An 18,323-nucleotide genomic window follows, 5' to 3' on the forward strand; every position below is an offset into this window, starting at 1 on the left:
CCGCTTTAATCAAATTTTATCAGTGAGGGGAAGATTGGATAAGGTCATAATGATTGGGACTAATTCCACTTTTATTAGATTTCCTCTCCGTTATCGGATACGCTTTGGCGATATTGGCTCGGGCTTACTTCTTCAAGGTCCCGGAACACTTTCACGAAATACTTCGCCGTCTGGTATCCGACCTTCTCCGCAATTTCCGAGATCGGCAGCGGCGTTCCCGCCAGCAGTTCCTTGGCCCGCTGCACCCTGCGGCGCGTCAGATACTCACTGAACGTGAGCCCGGTCTGCTCTTTGAACAGCACGCTGAAATAACTGGAATTCAGATGAAGCACCTCCGCCACTTCCTTCAGCGATACCGGCTCCTGAAGATGCTGATCCACGTACTTCAACGCTTCCTGCACCTGGACGCTGTATCCCTTATCCTGCTGCGCCGCCTCCAGCAACTTGGGGTCGACCAGTTTCTCCATCCGCTCAATCCGATCGATCTTTTCCCGCCGTTCCAGCGCCGATTCAACCGCGGTTACCAGTTTCCGCTTATCCAGCGGCTTCAGCAGATAATCCACGACCCCGTATTGCAGCGCTTTGCGGGCATAGTCGAACTCCGAGTAGCCGGATATGACGATAATGACAGGCGGATGCTCCAGTTCATGCAATCGCTCAATCAGCTCCAGCCCTCCGATTTCCGGCATGCGGATATCCGTTACCACCAGATGCGCCACCTGCTCCTGCAGCCACTCCAGCGCCTCTACGCCGCTTGCAGCCGTCACGATTTTGCATCTTCCGGACGACCATGCCTCCAGGGTCTTTCTTACCCCTTCCCTCGTTCTTGGTTCATCATCCACGATCAGTATCGTTTTCATGCTTTTCCCCCTCCCTGTCGATAGCCGGGAAATCGTTCGGTATTTGAAATGAAATGGTCGTCCCCTGACCGACCACGCTGTGAATGCGCAGGCCGGCCTGCTCGGAAGCGTAATACAGCCGGATTCTCTGCTCGACATTGGCTATGCCGACGCCGCTTTTTTTAGCGGATTCCGCATACCCTTTTTCCATGGATGAATATAACGAGGCTACGGTCTCCTCGTCCATCCCGGGTCCGTCGTCGGTTATCGAAACAACCGTGTAACCCGGTTGATCGGAGGCTTGCGCGCGCACAATGACAGTGCCTGGCCCCAGTCGCTGCTCCACGCCGTGCAGGATCGCATTTTCCACGATCGGCTGGATCAGCAGCTTCGGAATCGGCACGTTCTTGCTGGCCTCGTCCGCCTCGATTCTCCAGGATAACCGGTCGAGCATCCGCATTTTCATAATCATCAAATAACGTTCGGCATGATCCAGCTCGTCCCGCACCGATACCCATTCATCCTCGTCTTTGCGGTTGATGACGTAGCGGAATAATCCCGACATGGCGACCACGATCTGGGCCAGTTCCTCTTCGCCTTGATCGTCGAGCGCCCAGTAAAACGCTTCCAAAGTGTTAAAAAGAAAGTGCGGATTGATCTGCGCCTGCAGCGCTTTTAGCTCCGTCCGGCTCTGAATAATCTCCTTCTGATACACGACCTCGATTAATTCGTTCAGGGAATCCACCATCTGGTTATACGAATTGTTAAGCTCATTGATCTCCATCGTCTTCGAGGTGACGGCAATGGGCTTCAGCGTTCCCAGCCTCACGCCTCTCATGGCTCTGATCAAATTCAGGATCGGCCGGATGATCATCGTCGTCAGTATAAAGCTCAAGATCAGAAACAGCAGCGCACCGACCGCTCCGGATACGATAATCGCGGTCCGCAGCACCGATATCCCTTCGGTCGTATAGTCTACGGGCGTCAGGATGACCAAATTCCAGCCTGTTGCCGCTGACTGCCTCTGTACGGCGATATAGTCCTCGTCGCCGACCGTAACGGTCTCTCCTTCGCGGTGCAGAACCGCCTTCGAATCCACCGCCGTCGCAAAATCCGACGAGATTTCATGGCCCGACTGATCAAACAGCCCCATCGTTTCACGCGAATCGCCGCCCATGCCGCCGGCAGAATCCGTTAGCGCAAAATAGTCCTTCTCCAACTTCACGAGCAGATACCCGCCATGCGCAAAAGAATGGTCGATCAGCCGGATTCGGCGTACCGCTACCACCACGTCCGGATCCCGGGGATCCTGACCGAACCATACCAGCTTCCCCATGCCCTTGTCAGCCGCTATAATCCAATCGACCCCGACCCGGCTGGTCAAACTGCCTTCGTCGAGCGGGAACAGCCGCCGATAATCCGTTGTATACAATTCAAGCGACCGGATGCCCGTAGCGTATGCCTCATACTTGCGCACTTCCTGCTGCAGGGACTGCCGTTCTCCGAACGTAATCGGATGACCTGCGGTCTCTTGCGCAAGAAAACGCTGAACCGTTGCGTTCGTGGACACTTGGGCCGTCAGCGTATCCACCTGCTTCAGCAGCGCATCCAGTTTACCCGTGGCCTGCACGGCCGTCTGCTGAATATGCTTCTCGGCACTGTTGCGCAGAAGGGCGGAAACCTGGTCATATACAAAAACCCCGACTAATGCCAACACGGTGATCATCACCAGCATAAACCCGAGGAAGATTTGATTCCGCAGCGTATTCAGCCTGCCAAACCTGTTCACGTTCTTACCCTCCCTTTCGCTTGGAACTGTAATTCACTATACACAATCTTGAAGAAATTAGGGAGTCCTCGCTCATCTGCAGGGGCGGAAGCCATATGTACTTTATTACTATAAAAAAAGGAAGTGCGGGCAGGTTAGTTTCCCCTCGCACTTCCTCTTATATACCGCGGAAACTTCCGCTATACGGGATACAATTCCTGATGACGTCCCAGCTCCTTTTTGCAATCGGTGCACAGCCCTCTTACGGCACCGGAATCATCCGCATAAAAGGTCAGCGGGCGCTTGCGGCGGCATTTGCTGCAGGCTTGTCCACGCTGTCCGCTGCTCGAGCGCGTTTTGGATTTCAACTGGATGACATTGCCCTTGCTTCCGCTGCTTCGCTTGCGTCCAAACCCTATCAATACCAATAGAACCAGAACGGCTCCGGCCGTAATCCCGATCATCCATCCCATGTTTAATCCACCTCCGACATGTGCAGGCTATTTGTACAAAACAGCTACAAAACGATAAACAGGTTTGCCATTCCAAGCTTGTTCCAAACGATCGTCACTGCCTCCAATACCAACTGCGAACATTTTACCATATCTTCATTGTTAATAGAGGTTCCTGCTCATTATCCGTCACCATCGATAACCGGATTCTTGGAGCCGAAACACAAAAAAGCCTTCTCACTCCCATGCAAACGGGAAGGAAGGCTTTCGCTGTGCTTTCGTTCATGCAACCGGCATGGTGTCAGATCTTCAACTCACCGAGTTTTATCAACTCAACGACAGCTTGCGAACGGCCCTTGACGTTTAATTTCTGCATGACATTGGAGATGTGGTTACGCACCGTCTTTTCGCTAATAAACAACTGCCCGGCGATATCGCGAGTCGTTTTATCCTGCACAAGCAATTCAAACACTTCGCGTTCACGGTGGGTTAACAAGAACTTGCTGTTATGGTCGGTCCCCTTCAATGGTGTCACCCCTCCTTGCCCGGGTATGTGTGGTCTAACAAGGTTAAGGGATACAGTCAACTCATCTTATGTCAGATCAAGGGGGAAGGTGCGAAAGAGGCGAATAAAATGGGCGTTTGGCCCGTATTGGCGATTTTTATCCTTGCTTCCCACCGCTTGTTGGTCTATGATGGGGGTGTAAAAATTATTTTCTTTATTTTTTTTATATTTTTAAAAATAATTTTCAGGACGGAATCCCATTCGTTATGCCCAGGCAATAAGCTCACCGGGAACCTTGAAGGAGGCTTGTGATGACACCAATCTTGCATATCATATCTGTCGAAAAGGAAGGTCTGCCCCGTCAGGAACGACGGCTCGCAGAATTCATTTTGACAGCTCCATCCGAGATTGTGCATATGGGCATTAAGGATCTTGCCGATCAGTGCGAGGTCAGCGCTGCCACCGTGACCCGTTTTTGTAAGAATTTTCAGTGTAAGGGGTATCCTGATTTCAAGCTCAAGCTTGCGGCCGAGATCGCTCATGCCGAAATGGCCTCGCGCACGGGAAACACGCGCTATCAGGACATCGTGGCGGGCAACCCGCTGGCCGGGATCGTCGAGGCGATCGAATCCAATCATCTGACTTCCATCCGGGATACGACGCAGCTGCTTGATTTGGGTCAGCTGGAGCGTGCCGTGGATGCCCTGTGCCGCGCGAAACGCATTGATCTGTACGGCGTGGCGACCTCTTCCATCGTGGCGCAGGACTTTTACCAGAAGCTGATCCGTATCGGAAAAAACTGCACCGCTTTTGCGGATTCCCATATGCAGATCACGTCTGCCTCCACACTGACCTCAAGCGATGTGGCCGTTGCCGTTTCTTACTCCGGCGAAACGCCGGAGACCATCGATGCATTGGCCTGTGCCAAAGACGCCGGCGCCTTCACGATCAGCATCACCTCTTACCGGAGCAGCGCGATCTCCGCTCTTGCTGATATTACGCTGTACTCATCGTCGCTCGAGGAAGGAATGCGCCGGGGTGATATGGCTTCGCGCATCGCCCAGCTTCACATTATAGATATCCTGTTCATGGGTATGGCCAGCCGGGACTTCTCGACGTATGTCCCTCGTCTGGAGCAATCATATCTTAATGTTCAAAATTATCGCAAAAGCCGAGGAGGACAATAACCAATGAATATTTACACATTCCGGGACGAAGAACAGTTCGTGCAAACAGGCGCTAACCTGATTTCCAGCCTGCTGCACACCAATCCGCGCGCCACGCTGGGACTGGCTACGGGAAGCACGCCGGTCGGGCTCTATGCCAAGCTGATTGAAATGAACCGTCAGGGGCTGGTCAGCTTCGCCCAAACCACGACATATAATCTGGACGAATATGTAGGCCTTCCCGAGAATCATCCCGAGAGCTACCGCACGTTCATGAATGAGAAGTTCTTCAATCATGTCGACATCCAGATGGATCGCACCCATGTGCCGAATGGCAATGCTGCCGATCCGGAAGCAGAATGCCTGAATTACGACAAAATGCTCGAAGAATACGGCCCGGTTGATCTTCAGCTCCTCGGCCTTGGACATAACGGTCACATCGGTTTCAACGAGCCTGGCGAATCCTTAAGCGGCGGCACCCATGTGGTTGAGCTGCAAGAGAAAACACGTAATGCCAATGCAAGATTCTTCCCAACCCTGGACGATGTGCCGACCCACGCGATTACCATGGGCGTTGCCACCATCATGAAAGCCCGCCAAATTCTTCTGCTCGTTCGAGGAGAAGATAAAGCGGAGATCGTACACCGGGCATTGACGGGGCCGATTACCACAGAGTGTCCGGCATCGCTGCTTCAATGTCATCCGAACGTAGTCGTCCTTTTGGATCAAGGCGCAGGGAGACTGCTGGTATGAGCAGCGAACGCAAAGATTCGGTCCAATTGTTGTACGGTCAAGTCTTGACGCCAGACGGCTTCTGTGCAGACGGCGTGCTGGCGATCCAAGGAAAGGAGATTGCTTACGCCGGCGATGTTTCCGGGCTCCCCGCAGAGCTTAAGCAGGCTGCAGCGGAAGTGATCAACCAACCCGACGGCTACATTATTCCCGGATTTATTGATATCCACGTGCATGGCGGCAACGGCGAAGATTTCATGGATGCAAGTAAGGATGTCCTGGATAAAATCACGTCGTTCCACAGCTCCCAGGGAACCACATCCATGCTTGCCACCACGATGACGGCGCCGAAGGCAGCCATCGACCATGTGCTTCGGGAAGTTAACGAGTACCGCAGCCAAGGCATGCCTTATGCCAAACTGGTAGGCGCACATCTGGAAGGCCCTTTTATCAGTCCAAAATGGCCAGGTGCACAAAATCCGGAGCATATCGTCCATGCCAATATCGACTGGCTGGAAGAATGGGTGTCCACATACCCGGGTCTGATCCGCCAGGTGACCCTGGCACCGGAGCGCGAAGGAGCGCTGGAGGCCATCTCCTGGCTCAGCAGCCACGGGATCGTGGCCGCACTGGGTCATACGGATGCTACCTACGAGGAAGTGGAGGCTGCCGTTGAGGCAGGACTGAGCCATGGCGTGCATACGTTTAATGCGATGACAGGACTGCATCACCGCAAGCCTGGCGTGGTGGGCGCGATGCTGGGCGATGATCGCTTAAGCTGCGAAATCATCGCCGACGGCATCCATGTTCACCCGGCTGCTATTCGGATTCTGGCCCGCATGAAACAGGACGACAACCTGATTCTGATCACCGATGCAATGTCCGCTACCGGAATGGCTGACGGCGAATATACGCTTGGCGATTTGCCGGTCGTTGTCGAGAACGGCATCGCTACGCTCAAGAGCAACAGGGATAGCCTGGCTGGCAGTACGCTGACGATGATCAAAGGATTCCAACTGCTGGTCCGAGAGGTCGGTTTGAGCATTGAGCAGGCCTCCAGGGTTGGAAGCCTCAATCCCGCCAGAAAAATCGGCATCGATGACTGCACCGGATCCCTTGAGTCCGGCAAACTTGCCGACATACTGGCCCTCTCAAGCGACCTGGAGCTTCAAGGCGTCTGGATTCAAGGACAACGCAAACATTAATCTGATTGATCATGACCTGAAGCAAATATAGGAAAGGAGCTGCCTTTTTAGGATGATTTTCACTCCTAAAGGGCAGCTCCTTTGGGTATTGAGGTTTTACCGGCTGTTACGATTACCGCCAAACCAACCGTCATCTGTATCATTCTTCATCAGGTTGCCGCGGGTATCGTTCATTCTGTCACGACCGCCAACATGAAGCGGGAATACGCGGTTAATCCATGTGCCGAAATCGCGCGAAAGCGTACCAACCGTGTTCGCTGCATGACCATCCGTTCCAAAACGACGGGCATGCTGATAAAATCCTTCATCTGCGGAAACATATACTTGACTGATATGTGGAGCGGTTTTGCGAATCTTGTTCGTTATTTCATTATGAACATGCTGAGGAACCTCTTCACGCGTGCTCATCATACCCATGTTGTTATTGTTGTAAGTTCCATAAGGAACGCCATTGATCCCTGTTCCCATATAGGTGTTATTAGTCGTTCCCCTAGTTCCTGTAAGGCTGTTGGTTCGTAAACCGTCAGTACCCGTAAGTCCATCCGTGCGTGTACCCATTAGTCCATCCGTGCGAGTACCCATTAGTCCATCTGTACGTGTGCCGTTGGTACCCATAAGTCCATTCGTGCGTGTTCCGTTTAACGTATTATAATTGCTGCCGCCAAATCCGCCATGGGTTGTGGTTCCATTTACACCGAAGCCACGGTTATCAGCCGTGCGACCAAGCCCTGTTGTGTTTTCTACAGCACGCGTGGTATTTCCCACGACACGTTCTGTACCTCTAGCCATGTTGTTCAGCAGGCCTACGCTGCCCGTGCTCGAAGTTCCGAACGTACGGTTCCTAACATTTGTTCTGTTCATGCCTGTCGTCGTCGTCCGGCCTTCTGTATAACGGTGTGGAGTGCTCAAGCCTGTGACATGCCCGTCAATACTGTTGGTGTTTGCGCCATTTTTGGACAGCGAAACATAGGCAGTATGATTCGTCACGAAAACATGCGCAGGTCCCACGCCACTGATATCTGACACTTTTTTGGACAGCGTTTTGCTGTACTTCAGGTTCGTCAGATCATGCTGCTGCGTGTTTCGCACGTGCAGGTTATTATTGCGCACGGATTTCACACCGATACGGCCACCGTCCACATTTTTCGTACGTGTCGTGTTACCGTCATTGGCGTTACCGCATCCTGCTACTGCAGCCATGCTAAGCAGTAATGCCGCGGAGACGGTCAGGTTGAGGGCCTTGGATTTAATCATGATTCATCCTCCATCTCTATAATGAGTGTGTTAACATCGTATAGGATGACCTTGCGGCAGAAGTGGTATGCTGAAAGGTTTTAACATGGAGAATAATGCGCTACAGGCCATTTATGCACAAAAAACGCCGATGGAATCATCGGCGATCATTTCATTAACTACCCCATTCAATTTAAAGAAGCCCTTCCTAAAGACCGCTGTTGGCTGACTTTTCAAGCACTTGTTCCACCCAAGCCATGTTCTCCTGATACCATCGAATCGTCTCACGTATGCCGCTTTCGTAATGATATTGTGGAGCCCATCCGAGTTCCTTCCTTATCTTGTCTGCATTTATCGCATAACGGCGATCATGTCCGGGACGATCTTGGATATGCCGAATCAAGGTTTCGGGTTTGTTCAGTTCAGACAGGATCGTTCGAATAACCTGCAAATTATTCCGTTCATTATGTCCTCCGATATTATATATTTCGCCGTCGACACCCTGGCGCAAAACCAGGTCGACAGCTCGGCAATGATCTTCCACGTACAGCCAATCGCGAACGTTCAAACCGTCGCCGTATACCGGAAGGGGCTTGTTATGCAAAGCGTTGTAAATGATAAGCGGTATTAGCTTTTCAGGATACTGATATGGGCCGTAATTATTTGAACAGCGCGTGATATTGATCGGTAATCCAAACGTCTCATAATAAGCTCGAACAAGCAAATCGGCGCCGGCTTTGCTTGCAGAATACGGACTGTTGGGTTGAAGCGGTGATTCTTCGGTAAATAGGCCGGTGGCTCCCAGGGTTCCATAGACCTCGTCTGTAGAGACCTGGACAAACTTACCGACTCCATACTGCCTCGACAGGTCGAGGAGCGTCTGAGTTCCTGCCGCATTCGTCAAGACAAACAATTCAGGCTGCAAAATGCTGCGGTCGACATGGGATTCAGCCGCAAAATTAACGACCGCATCAACCCCTTCCTTAAAGAGAGGTTCTAAAGCTGCCCGGTCTCTGATATCCGCTTTTACAAAACGATATTTAGGATTTGTCCGCACTTCGCTCAGATTTTCTGAATTGCCGGCATACGTTAGTTTATCCACATTAATAAATTCGTCATTCGGATGTTGAGACAGCATATATCGTATAAAGTTACTGCCTATAAATCCCGCACCGCCTGTGACAACGATCTTCATGCGACCTCACCCCTCGTATATATAGTTATTTTCTGCCGATGCCAATCGAGGATGCTTTGAATCTTTGTCCGAGAGAACAGGTTTGTTCACAGGCCAATCGATATTGAGATCCGGATCGTCCCAAGCTATTCCCCGATCATGCTCTGGCGAATAGTAGGCATCGACCTTGTATATAACCTCCGTATCGTGAACAAGAGTACAAAAACCATGGGCAAACCCTTTGGGAACGAGAAGTTGAATGAAATTGGCTGCAGATAAGATAAAGCTTTGCCATTGTCCATAGGTAGGAGAGCCCGACCGAATATCAACGACCACATCATAGATCGCCCCGCTTACAACGCGGATCAATTTCGTCTGTCCCTCGGGAGACAGTTGGTAATGCAGCCCTCTAATAACACCTGCCTCACGTGACATCGAGTGATTGTCCTGAATAAAATGGTCGTTAATGCCGCATCCTTTAAGAACTCGATCATTGAAACTTTCCATAAAAAATCCCCGATGGTCTTGGTGAACGGCCGGTTCAATCCGTTTCACGCCTTGGAGCTTTGTATCCGTGATTTTCATCTGCTGCCTCCGGTACATGGATTTGAGAGAGCTTTACCGAAAACTTCGGTTCCCGCTCTCTCGATTATTTATATGTCTAATCCCCAAATAGGATATAGGCAATAACGCTCCCCCATGCAAAAATCCCGATCGCCGCTGCAGATCGGGATTTCGCAATGATATATATAAGTTCTAACCTAAATCGATTCTTATCTTCTCTTTAACTTCTTCCAGCAGGCTGAGCACTTCTTCCAAACGGTCCCCTTTCACGATGATCTGGCCGATTCGGTCAGTGCCAACCCTGAATTTATTTACTTTTTCACCTATATGATAATCAAATGATATTTGAATAATATTCTCATGCTGATCATTTCCGTTCTCAAGTCCCGTTATATCCCCATCTTTGTCGGAGATCAGTAGTTCACAAGCACAAGGCTGTGAATTCTGAGTGGGAAATGACGGATTCATGCGAAGAGCAGCCTTGATGATCTGCTCATAGTAATCGAATCCATAGAAGGTGGACACCAATTCGGGTAAGCATGTAGCTCCTGCTCTGCCTCCGATTTCAAGAACATACACATGCCCGTCTTTCAAAATAAAATCCGCATTGATTGCGCAATGATTTAATTCCAGCGCTTCGATACTTTGTTTCAACTGGGAAAACAGATCTTCCTGCACTTCTTCGGGCAATTCATAGGGGACATAATGACCAATGGGAACACCGGTATCGCCATAAAAGACGAAATCCCCGTGCGGCATGATGAATTGAATTTGGTTATCGTAGACGAATGCCTGTGCGCCAAACTCGGTTCCTTCAATAAACTCTTCAACGATGAAAAAATCCAGTTTCGTATCCTTTCGCACGGTTTTAAATGCGTATTCCACATGGGCCATATCGGCAACCTTCACAATACCCTTGCTTGCCCCCCCGTCCACTGCCTTAAAAATAAGCGGCGGTGACAATACTTCGAAAGCGCTGTAAGCTTCCTGCAAGGTATGAACTTTCAGAAACCGTGCCGTTCGTACGCCATGTTTCATAAAAGCCTGTTTCATCTTCCATTTATTTGAGGAGAGCAGAGCGGATTCATAACTCAATCCGCTTACTCCCAATTCATCCACGACTCTGCCGATCGACTTGACGGCCACGTCCGTACCCGTTGTACAGATTCCATGAATTCCTTCATGCCGAGCGATTTCGACAATCCTATCCATATGGGTCGTATCCTCGTAGTAAACCTTGTCTGCCTTGGCAAACCCGGGATAGTTTCCTTGGCGGCTCACCACAATAACGTATAATCCCATTCTTTTCGCGGTTTCAATTAATGGGAGCTGGGAGATTCCCGCACCTAGAACCAACAGTTTTCTCATGGCTTAAACTCCCTTATACGGGTTATGATCCGATCCAAGTCCTCCTCCGTAATGTTCGGATGAATAGGAAGGGTCAGAATTCGTTTCCAGATCTCCGAGGAGAGCGGCACGATCGCTTTTAGATGCAGGTAGCTCGGATGCAGATGGCACGGATAATAATGGACGCCCGTCGCGATATTGTGTTCCTGCAAGTGTCCAATCATACGGTCCCTCTGGCTTTCCTTGCTGAATTTAACCTGAAACAAATGCCAGGAGCTTTGAGCATACGGCTGTTCATGAGGAAGTTCCAGCCATTCCAAATCCTTCAGTTCGGATTGGTAACGGACCGCTATTTCTTTTCGTCTCCCGTTCAATTGGCTCAGCTTATTTAACTGAACGAGCCCGATGGCAGCCTGCATGTCGTTCATATGATATTTATATCCTACGTCGTCAACGAAATACTGCCATGCATACACCTTCTCATGTGACGACCGTATCCACGTATCGCGGGAAATGCCTACCCACCTCTTCTCACGCAGCTTACGGTTCATCCATTCGGTATTGCAGGTGATTGCGCCGCCTTCACCACTCGTCAGATTTTTGACGGCATGAAAGCTGAAGCAGGTAATATCGCTGATGGAGCCGATCTTTCTGCCTTTATATTCCGCGCCGCATGCATGCGCTGCATCTTCAACTACCTTGATTCCATTGGCATGCGCCAACGCATGGATGGTATCCATATCACAGGGATGCCCGCCCATGTGAACGACGATAATTGCCTTGGTTTTTTCTGTTATCTTCCGCTTGATATCTTCCGGCGATATGTTCATCGTATCGGGTTCAATATCCGCAAAAACCGGCGTTGCTCCCACATAGCTAACCGCATGGACTGTGGATATGAACGTGATGGAAGGCACGATGACCTCGTCACCCGGCCCAATACCCAAAATGTCCATGGCCAGATGGAGCGCGGCCGTACCAGAATTAAGCGCAACCGCGAAACGGCTGCCGACATACTTGGCAAATTCCTGCTCGAACTGTTCCGTTTTGGGGCCAAGTCCAAGCCATCCTGACCGTAAAACATCTGCCACAGCGTCGATCTCCTCTTGACCTATACTCGGTTGAAGAACGGGTATCAGCTTATGGTCCAAGTGAACCTCTCCTTTCATAATCCCTCGTCATTCCGACATTAGTATTTGTGAACGCCATCGTTCGGCGCAAGCTTCCACTGAAAAATTCGCCCATGCTACTTGTTCCGCATGCTCCGCGATGCTCTGCCGTAGTTCCGGCTGTTCGATCAGTTGGACCATGGCTTCATACCAATCATCGCTCTCACCGGATACAATCAGGCCGTTTTCCTTCCCGGCAACCCATTCCTCGTAAGCCGGAGAAGAAGAATATATGCCCGGAATTCTGCAAGCGGAATATTCGCGAAATTTATTGTTGCTTTTGCAATCATGCAGCAGCGTTCGCTCCAACGGCGCTAACCCGATATCCCAGTTGGACCGGTAAAGGCGCTTCAGAAAGTTTTTGTAGTTCTCATCATAGGATTCCGCAAACACCTGCGGCTTCTCCCTGAGTTCATCGGGAGCATACCCGCAGAACTCGATTCTGATTTTATCCCCGTATTTCCCAATAATTTTGTTTAATGCCCCGATAACAGGTTCAAAAGCCACTTGTTTTTTTCCGCCTTCATACCCGATTACGACTCTCCCTTCATCTTTACGGTTCTTTTTCAAACCGGAAAAAACGGAGAAATCAACGCTTCCCGGAAAATAGACTATTTTTTGGGGACTAAAATGCGTTTCAAGATGTTTGGCAAAAAAACTGGAAGCAACCTTTACGCTTTGAGCGTTTTTCAGAAATTTAACATACGTCTTTCTTCGTGAAGAATCATGATAATATCGTCCCATATCCGAACCCGGAGACATCGCGATAAAATGGTCGTCAATCACGTATACCGTTCTTTTTCCCATCTCCCGGGCCATCTCCAGATACTTATAAGCTTCGGGCTGAACCGTTCGGAAGAAGAGGACGATATCCGCTTCAGCCAGCCTTGATCTGTCCATCTCATCATCGGATCTGACGTCAAAGTCGCAAACTCCCATCTTCTCCAGATGGCGGAGGGGCTGCTCAATGCCGATTTTATAGGAAGCGATTTTTTCCGATCCGACGATGAGTACGTTTATATCCCCTCTTTTCCCTCTTTTCCCCATGTTCCCGCTCTCTCCCCCGATTTTACGTTTTGAATATATATCTCTTCCAATTATCAATGCACGTCTGAATCGAAAAATGCTGCCGGGCTGCCCTATGCGCATTCTCCTTGATTCTTTGCCGCATCGTCGGATCCTCAATCATGGCCTTGATTCCCTCATACCAATGCTGCTCGGTATGCTCAACCAAGTAGCCGGTTTCGCCCTGCTCGACCCAATGCGTATAAACAGGAGACTTCGAGTAAATGCCCGGAATGCCGCAGGCACCGTATTCACGGAATTTAGTATTCGTTTTTCCCTTGTTAAACGAATTGTTCGCAAGCGGCGCAATCCCGATGTTCCAATTGCTTTGATTTAGCTTTTTCAAAAATTCCTTGTATTCCATTCCCCCGCCTTCATATTTGACGCTTGGATGATCAGCCAGCGAAGGCGGAAGGTAGCCGTAAAATTCCAATCTCACGAATCCACCATAATAATCCAAAATTTTGTTCAACGCTGAAATGACGGGCACGAAATCTTCCTCTTTGTCCCCTCCTGCATAACCGATGACCACTTGCCCCTGATCCTTATCCGCCTTCTCGTTCTGGTCCAGCCACTCGAAATCGATGCTGGCCGGGAAGTAAATAACGTGTCTATTGTACCGCTCATGAATATAGGTGCCGAGATCGGGTGCATCGACTTTAATGATTTGCGTGTTTTTCAAAAACTTAATAAACGTCTCTCGACGGATCGGATCGTTATAATATTCGCCCACCGGCGTTGTTGGCTGAATCTCCAAGAAATTATCGTCAATAACATAGACCGTCCTTTTATTCAGCTGATGGGCAAGCTCTAGTAATGCATAGGCCGCCGGTTCCACATTGCGAACGAATACGATCGTGTTCGCTGCAGCAATCATTTCGTGGGTCACGTCGGTTTCCAGTTTCACGTCGAATTGCAGGTTCTCTTGTTTATTCAGCGTTTGGAGGGGCTGGATAACGCCGATTTCAAGCGACGGTATCATGCCTGCCGCGATAACCAGAACGTCCATCTTGGGCAGAGCCGTCTCGATAACGGCAACAGCGGTTTGAGACCTTTTCTGGGCATCGGCGCGCCCTTGAGCGAGCCCCTCCTCTTTTCCCCGCTGAAAACCGTCTAAACTGCCCTTTTGATATGCGCTAAGACGAACAGGATGGTGTTTTCGTTTTCCAGCTCGCTTACGAGGCCTGATTTTTTTTCTTAACGCCATCTTATCCTTCTCCTTTATAAGCTTCTTGATGACCGGCCTCCATACCCTCCGCATAACCAACGTTAAATCCTTCGTTGTACGCTTTATCAAACCCCTCATCATAGGATTGATTGTATTCGGCAGCCGTTTGTCGCGGAGCTATTCTTCCTGGACCTCTTCTTCTCTTTCCCCCAAAAACTCGATTCGCCCCCTTGCCTCTTATGCCACTTCCACGGATTCCTTTTCTCTTCAACGCAGCACCGCTATTTCTTTTCCTTGCTCTCATCCGTCTCACCCTTTTCCCTTTAATTAAATGTTATCCGCCTTAATCACCGGAGGAGAAATGATTGGAATTTCCTCCCCATATTGCTGGATTTCGTGCTCGTTCACTAGCAGCGGCTCGTAAAAATCAAGGCGCCAAGCCGCTAAGACGAGCCGATTCATGAATCGCTGCAGCCGATTCCCCTTGTACTGATAAACGCTGCCGTTCTTATGCTTGATCAGTTTGCCTTCTTGCTCCCAAGATTCCGTGGATGGAAAATACACCGTCCTCAGACGCCCTACGGCTTCCTCCGCAGCCATGGGATCCCCGAGCGCCCAGCAACGGAGATCAACCTGTGAAACCCGTACTGCCTGAATCCCGACGGCTCCATGAATCGGATGCCTGATTCCGTTCTCAATCCAATAGATTACCGAGTCTGCCCCTGTCACGAAGACACACGTCGGATACATATCAACGGTCCGCAGCTTCATGTCCCGGTTCAAGCTCCGCTGCCACTGCAGGGACAACATCTCATGAGGATCTTCCCACTTGCTGGAGTAGAAAGTAAGATTATTCGCATACACTTGTTCGAATCTGGAATTTAACGTCTTCATGCTGACGCTGCCGTAATGGTGAATAAACGTATCCTTGGCGATAATGAGCTGCATTCCAAGAAGACGGGCACGCAGCCCATAATCGTCATCTTCACAGTTGCCGATCTCAAAGCCCTCGTCAAAAAAACCCAATCGGTAAAAATCTTCACGCCGAATCAACATGCAAAAACCTGTCAATCGTTCTGTAACGGTCCAGCTATGCGTATTAGAGTGATTGTAAGATTTGGAGAATTGCTGCATTTCGGCGATATCGTGGTAGCTGACATGAATAAGTTGGTCTCCGCTGATATAGTTTGTTACCGGACCGACAATCCCGAACTGCGGGTCGCTGTGCAGACAGACGAGCAAATTCGAGAGCCAGTTGGTCGTTACAACGGAATCATTATTTAAGATCATCAACGTTGTTCCTTTGGCCATCATCAGTCCCTGGTTTACAGCCCCTGCAAAGCCTAAATTTTCTTCATTGATTCGAAAGCGGAGCCTTGGGGAAGATTTGAGGAATTCCGCAGTTCCGTCATCGGATGCATTATCAATAATAATGAGTTCATACGGCGTGTCGGTATATTGAGCGATACTTTCAATGCATTCTTTTAAATAAGGAAGCTGATTATAGGTCGGTATGATGATACTTGTACCCTCAAAAACATTCCTGAATTGGGATATTCCCATATGTCGCCCCCGGCTGTACCCATCCTTATAGCCAGAATGGAAGCCTTTGTTAAACCCGTCGTTGTAACCGTGCGTTTTATGATGGCTGATGCGGTTCATAAGGTTGCCTCCCCGCTTGCTAAGGAATCAGCCAAATGCCCGAAATCGACAGCGACCTTTCCGAGCTCGGAGGCAATTCGCTCTGTAATGATAACAGCCGGGATGCCGGCGCCCACCAGCGCGATGTCGAATGGATGGCCTCGAATTTCATCCATGATTCTGGGAATATCGTGGATGCCTTCCACGGGAGCAACCGTGCCCGCCACCTCGATTCCGCGGCCTGACAGCACCCGTGAAAGACCGGGAGCGGAATTGCCCACCACGAGAACTCGACGTCCTTCAAGGATCCCTCGCAGTAAACCTTCCAAATGCAATGCATAGTTGACCGTCGATAACGTTAGTTGCAGCTTTCGATAATCAATGCCATGGGCTCTAAAAACAGAAAAACCCAGAGGTTGAAAGTTTGGCAATCTTAGTTTGGGAATGCCCACAATATCGGCCTTTCTCACGGAGGCCGCCAACATATCTCTTGCTTTTAGATCAGGTAAACGAACACCGGCATAACTTAAAAAATGTCCTTCTTTACGCACTTCGTCCATGTTCAAAACCAACTCCTGCGCAAGCGTAAGCAGTTCCCCATCCCCCAAGCGGATAACGGACAACGGGGAGCTTGAATCCAAAGCTTCGTTAAGCCTCCTTGCAACCTCCGCCGCGCTTAGAAGACGATAATATTGAGAACTCATTTGCTCCATGCCAGCTTCGATAATCTGGCGGACCGAAATTTCAGGAAGAATCTCTAGCTCCGGGAGTATCGAGTCCACGATCCCTTCTCCTCCTTCATATAATCCCTTCGCGTACTCCTCTCCCGAGCTTGGTTTTGCCATCGTTTCGGGTTCCGAATGCTGCGACCTCATCATCGCCTGGTCGTAGCCGGTATCAAAGCCTTCATTAAACGAAGCTGCCGCTTGCTCCAGCAATTTCTGGGTGCAGTCGCTTGGCGTTTGGCCTTTTGTTCTCTGAAGAATAACTTTTCGCTTATGTCGCCTCTTTACCGGCCTGTGTCTTCTTTTCTCTAAGTGCTGCCGTATGATGATCACCCCGTCTTACGCACAATATATTCTTTGGAACTCATTAGGAAACGGGTATAACAATCCAATTTGGCTTGACTCAAGGAAAGATGGTACGAAGCATTGTACTCAATCGTTTATGGTAGGTATGATCCTTTCTTGTTCTCATCAAGCCGTTTAAAGCAATTCGCTGCCGCTCTTCCTCATGACGCAAGTAATAGTCGATTTTATCCATCAGTTCATCATAAGAGCCGTAGGTTTCGATTTCCGTTCCAGGGGAATATAACTGATCCATATCGTGGCGGATATCCGCTAACTGAAGCGTGGCGCAGCCGGATATTTCAAACGTGCGGGGATTGACGGAAAGCGCCTTTACCTTTCTGCTGTTGGCGTTGATTGTATCGTCGTCGGATGAACGGTGATGGTTGATTACGATCTTGGCTCCATTGTAGTATGTTGCCGTGTCCTCCGGCGTCATCCAATCGCCGAGCTTAATCTTGTCGGACAGTTGGGCGTAATGTTTCATCCGGTCCCACCACCATCCGGAAATGAGGACTTTTTTATTATTCAATATCGGGGCCAGACGATCCATTAACTCCACTCTGTTCCAATAAGCCGTTCCGATAAAACAAATATCGGTCTGATTGGAGGTCGGCACATGCTTCGGATGAAATACGTTCGGATTGACTGCAAAAGGCAAGTGATACACATGTTCACAACCTAAATCGCGATAAAATGATACGCAGTTGGATTCAAGCGTAAAGATATAATCGTAACGGGGTGCGATCGAAACCGTCCAGTCCGTATAGTACGGATCGTCCGTAAACCAAATGGCCGTTTTGAATCCGCTATCCCGGAGCGCTTTGAGCGTATCGGCTTCCAAAACGACACCGTTTAAAGCAAGTACGAGGTCCGGTTGGAATTCCTTAGCCAAATGGACGATATCTTCTGAAGGGCTCGCGACCGTGAGACTTCGAACCAGTCCCTTTAATGCGTCAGTCACCGCCTGATCCAGCGCAGGATACGGCACGCCAATGCCTGCCGTGACATAAAGAATACGGAGATCGCGGACCTGCTCCTCTTCCTTGGGTAAGGACCTTATTACCGCATCGGAAAAACCGAGCCGGTATCCCTCTCTTCGTCCCACTGAATAACCTTTTCTATATCCCTCCAACTGGGCGGATGGCTCTCCCCCCTGAAGCAGCAAATGCTCATTCATTGTTCTCATGCGGTCAGGCCTCCGGATTTATTCATTCCCGAAATAGGG

General features: G+C 49.9%; 18 protein-coding genes. 3 read left to right on the forward strand and 15 right to left on the reverse strand.

From position 1 onward, the window contains the following. Positions 1–74: 74 nt before the first annotated feature. From BMX45_RS15785 to BMX45_RS15800, 4 genes are all read right to left on the reverse strand, one after another. Positions 75–860, reverse strand: coding sequence for a response regulator transcription factor (locus tag BMX45_RS15785; protein WP_090910478.1), 786 nt, complete (start codon positions 858–860; stop codon positions 75–77). Continuing rightward, on the reverse strand, positions 835–2,628 hold the full coding sequence (locus tag BMX45_RS15790; protein WP_090910479.1) for a cache domain-containing sensor histidine kinase: 1,794 nt from the start codon (positions 2,626–2,628) through the stop codon (positions 835–837). Before BMX45_RS15790 ends, BMX45_RS15785 begins: the two co-directional genes overlap by 26 nt. Positions 2,629–2,807: 179 nt before the next feature. After that, positions 2,808–3,080, reverse strand: coding sequence for a hypothetical protein (locus BMX45_RS15795; protein ID WP_090910480.1), 273 nt, complete (start codon positions 3,078–3,080; stop codon positions 2,808–2,810). 280 nt (positions 3,081–3,360) lie between these two features. Beyond that, positions 3,361–3,585 (reverse strand): helix-turn-helix domain-containing protein, encoded by a 225-nt coding sequence (locus BMX45_RS15800; protein ID WP_006208732.1) that lies wholly within the window; start codon positions 3,583–3,585, stop codon positions 3,361–3,363. 290 nt (positions 3,586–3,875) lie between these two features. On the opposite strand from BMX45_RS15800, the gene BMX45_RS15810 reads away from it, so the two are divergent. Genes BMX45_RS15810 through nagA form a run of 3 tightly spaced genes read left to right on the forward strand, consistent with a single transcriptional unit; the run spans position 3,876 to position 6,667 of the window. Further along, a complete protein-coding gene (locus tag BMX45_RS15810) occupies positions 3,876–4,751 on the forward strand; it encodes a MurR/RpiR family transcriptional regulator (RefSeq protein ID WP_009591639.1) in 876 nt (291 codons plus the stop codon). 3 nt (positions 4,752–4,754) lie between these two features. Further along, on the forward strand, positions 4,755–5,483 hold the full coding sequence (nagB, locus tag BMX45_RS15815) for a glucosamine-6-phosphate deaminase (protein ID WP_009591745.1): 729 nt from the start codon (positions 4,755–4,757) through the stop codon (positions 5,481–5,483). Next, positions 5,480–6,667, forward strand: coding sequence for an N-acetylglucosamine-6-phosphate deacetylase (gene nagA / locus BMX45_RS15820; protein ID WP_090910483.1), 1,188 nt, complete (start codon positions 5,480–5,482; stop codon positions 6,665–6,667). The genes nagB and nagA overlap by 4 nt, the downstream gene beginning before the upstream one ends. A gap of 96 nt (positions 6,668–6,763) precedes the next feature. Here the strand turns inward: nagA and BMX45_RS15825 are convergent, their stop codons facing one another. The 11 genes from BMX45_RS15825 to BMX45_RS15875 all read right to left on the reverse strand — a co-directional run bounded on the left by BMX45_RS15825 (position 6,764) and on the right by BMX45_RS15875 (position 18,284). Further along, the gene (locus tag BMX45_RS15825) at positions 6,764–7,921 is read right to left on the reverse strand and encodes a YhcN/YlaJ family sporulation lipoprotein (protein WP_090910484.1); all 1,158 of its coding nucleotides are present in this window, start codon (positions 7,919–7,921) and stop codon (positions 6,764–6,766) included. Positions 7,922–8,108: 187 nt separating this feature from the next. After that, a complete protein-coding gene (gene rfbB / locus BMX45_RS15830; protein WP_090910485.1) occupies positions 8,109–9,095 on the reverse strand; it encodes a dTDP-glucose 4,6-dehydratase in 987 nt (328 codons plus the stop codon). Between the two features lie 6 nt (positions 9,096–9,101). Then, entirely contained in the window at positions 9,102–9,659 is a 558-nt protein-coding gene (rfbC, locus tag BMX45_RS15835) for a dTDP-4-dehydrorhamnose 3,5-epimerase (RefSeq protein ID WP_090910487.1), read from the reverse strand. A 171-nt stretch (positions 9,660–9,830) separates the two neighbouring features. Continuing rightward, entirely contained in the window at positions 9,831–11,006 is a 1,176-nt protein-coding gene (locus BMX45_RS15840) for an ATP-grasp domain-containing protein (protein ID WP_090910488.1), read from the reverse strand. After that, positions 11,003–12,154, reverse strand: coding sequence for a DegT/DnrJ/EryC1/StrS family aminotransferase (locus tag BMX45_RS15845; protein ID WP_090910490.1), 1,152 nt, complete (start codon positions 12,152–12,154; stop codon positions 11,003–11,005). The genes BMX45_RS15840 and BMX45_RS15845 overlap by 4 nt, the downstream gene beginning before the upstream one ends. Positions 12,155–12,163: 9 nt before the next feature. After that, positions 12,164–13,201 (reverse strand): glycosyltransferase family protein, encoded by a 1,038-nt coding sequence (locus BMX45_RS15850; RefSeq protein WP_090910491.1) that lies wholly within the window; start codon positions 13,199–13,201, stop codon positions 12,164–12,166. 22 nt (positions 13,202–13,223) lie between these two features. Then, positions 13,224–14,426, reverse strand: coding sequence for a glycosyltransferase (locus BMX45_RS15855; RefSeq protein WP_090910492.1), 1,203 nt, complete (start codon positions 14,424–14,426; stop codon positions 13,224–13,226). A gap of 1 nt (position 14,427) precedes the next feature. Further along, positions 14,428–14,691 (reverse strand): hypothetical protein, encoded by a 264-nt coding sequence (locus tag BMX45_RS15860; protein WP_090910493.1) that lies wholly within the window; start codon positions 14,689–14,691, stop codon positions 14,428–14,430. A gap of 23 nt (positions 14,692–14,714) precedes the next feature. Further along, positions 14,715–16,049 carry a glycosyltransferase family 2 protein gene (locus tag BMX45_RS15865; protein WP_090910494.1) on the reverse strand — a complete coding sequence of 445 codons (1,335 nt, stop codon included), beginning with the start codon at positions 16,047–16,049 and terminating at the stop codon, positions 14,715–14,717. Beyond that, a complete protein-coding gene (locus BMX45_RS15870; RefSeq protein ID WP_090910495.1) occupies positions 16,046–16,966 on the reverse strand; it encodes a GT-D fold domain-containing protein in 921 nt (306 codons plus the stop codon). The genes BMX45_RS15865 and BMX45_RS15870 overlap by 4 nt, the downstream gene beginning before the upstream one ends. Before the next feature lie 190 nt (positions 16,967–17,156). Further along, on the reverse strand, positions 17,157–18,284 hold the full coding sequence (locus tag BMX45_RS15875; RefSeq protein ID WP_090910496.1) for a CgeB family protein: 1,128 nt from the start codon (positions 18,282–18,284) through the stop codon (positions 17,157–17,159). Positions 18,285–18,323 lie beyond the last annotated feature (39 nt).

The sequence above is a fragment of the Paenibacillus sp. cl141a genome (assembly GCF_900109305.1).
In the GTDB taxonomy this organism is placed as follows: Bacteria; Bacillota; Bacilli; order Paenibacillales; family Paenibacillaceae; genus Paenibacillus_AQ; species Paenibacillus_AQ lautus_A.

Excerpts from the sequence above, each read along its gene's own strand:
- BMX45_RS15785 (WP_090910478.1), bottom strand. The coding sequence starts at position 860 with ATGAAAACGATACTGATCGTGGATGATGAACCAAGAACGAGGGAAGGG.
- BMX45_RS15795 (WP_090910480.1), bottom strand. The coding sequence starts at position 3,080 with ATGGGATGGATGATCGGGATTACGGCCGGAGCCGTTCTGGTTCTATTG.
- BMX45_RS15810 (WP_009591639.1), top strand. The coding sequence starts at position 3,876 with ATGACACCAATCTTGCATATCATATCTGTCGAAAAGGAAGGTCTGCCC.
- nagB (WP_009591745.1), top strand. The coding sequence starts at position 4,755 with ATGAATATTTACACATTCCGGGACGAAGAACAGTTCGTGCAAACAGGC.
- nagA (WP_090910483.1), top strand. The coding sequence starts at position 5,480 with ATGAGCAGCGAACGCAAAGATTCGGTCCAATTGTTGTACGGTCAAGTC.
- BMX45_RS15825 (WP_090910484.1), bottom strand. The coding sequence starts at position 7,921 with ATGATTAAATCCAAGGCCCTCAACCTGACCGTCTCCGCGGCATTACTG.
- rfbB (WP_090910485.1), bottom strand. The coding sequence starts at position 9,095 with ATGAAGATCGTTGTCACAGGCGGTGCGGGATTTATAGGCAGTAACTTT.
- rfbC (WP_090910487.1), bottom strand. The coding sequence starts at position 9,659 with ATGAAAATCACGGATACAAAGCTCCAAGGCGTGAAACGGATTGAACCG.
- BMX45_RS15840 (WP_090910488.1), bottom strand. The coding sequence starts at position 11,006 with ATGAGAAAACTGTTGGTTCTAGGTGCGGGAATCTCCCAGCTCCCATTA.
- BMX45_RS15845 (WP_090910490.1), bottom strand. The coding sequence starts at position 12,154 with ATGAAAGGAGAGGTTCACTTGGACCATAAGCTGATACCCGTTCTTCAA.
- BMX45_RS15850 (WP_090910491.1), bottom strand. The coding sequence starts at position 13,201 with ATGGGGAAAAGAGGGAAAAGAGGGGATATAAACGTACTCATCGTCGGA.
- BMX45_RS15855 (WP_090910492.1), bottom strand. The coding sequence starts at position 14,426 with ATGGCGTTAAGAAAAAAAATCAGGCCTCGTAAGCGAGCTGGAAAACGA.
- BMX45_RS15860 (WP_090910493.1), bottom strand. The coding sequence starts at position 14,691 with ATGAGAGCAAGGAAAAGAAATAGCGGTGCTGCGTTGAAGAGAAAAGGA.
- BMX45_RS15865 (WP_090910494.1), bottom strand. The coding sequence starts at position 16,049 with ATGAACCGCATCAGCCATCATAAAACGCACGGTTACAACGACGGGTTT.
- BMX45_RS15875 (WP_090910496.1), bottom strand. The coding sequence starts at position 18,284 with ATGAGAACAATGAATGAGCATTTGCTGCTTCAGGGGGGAGAGCCATCC.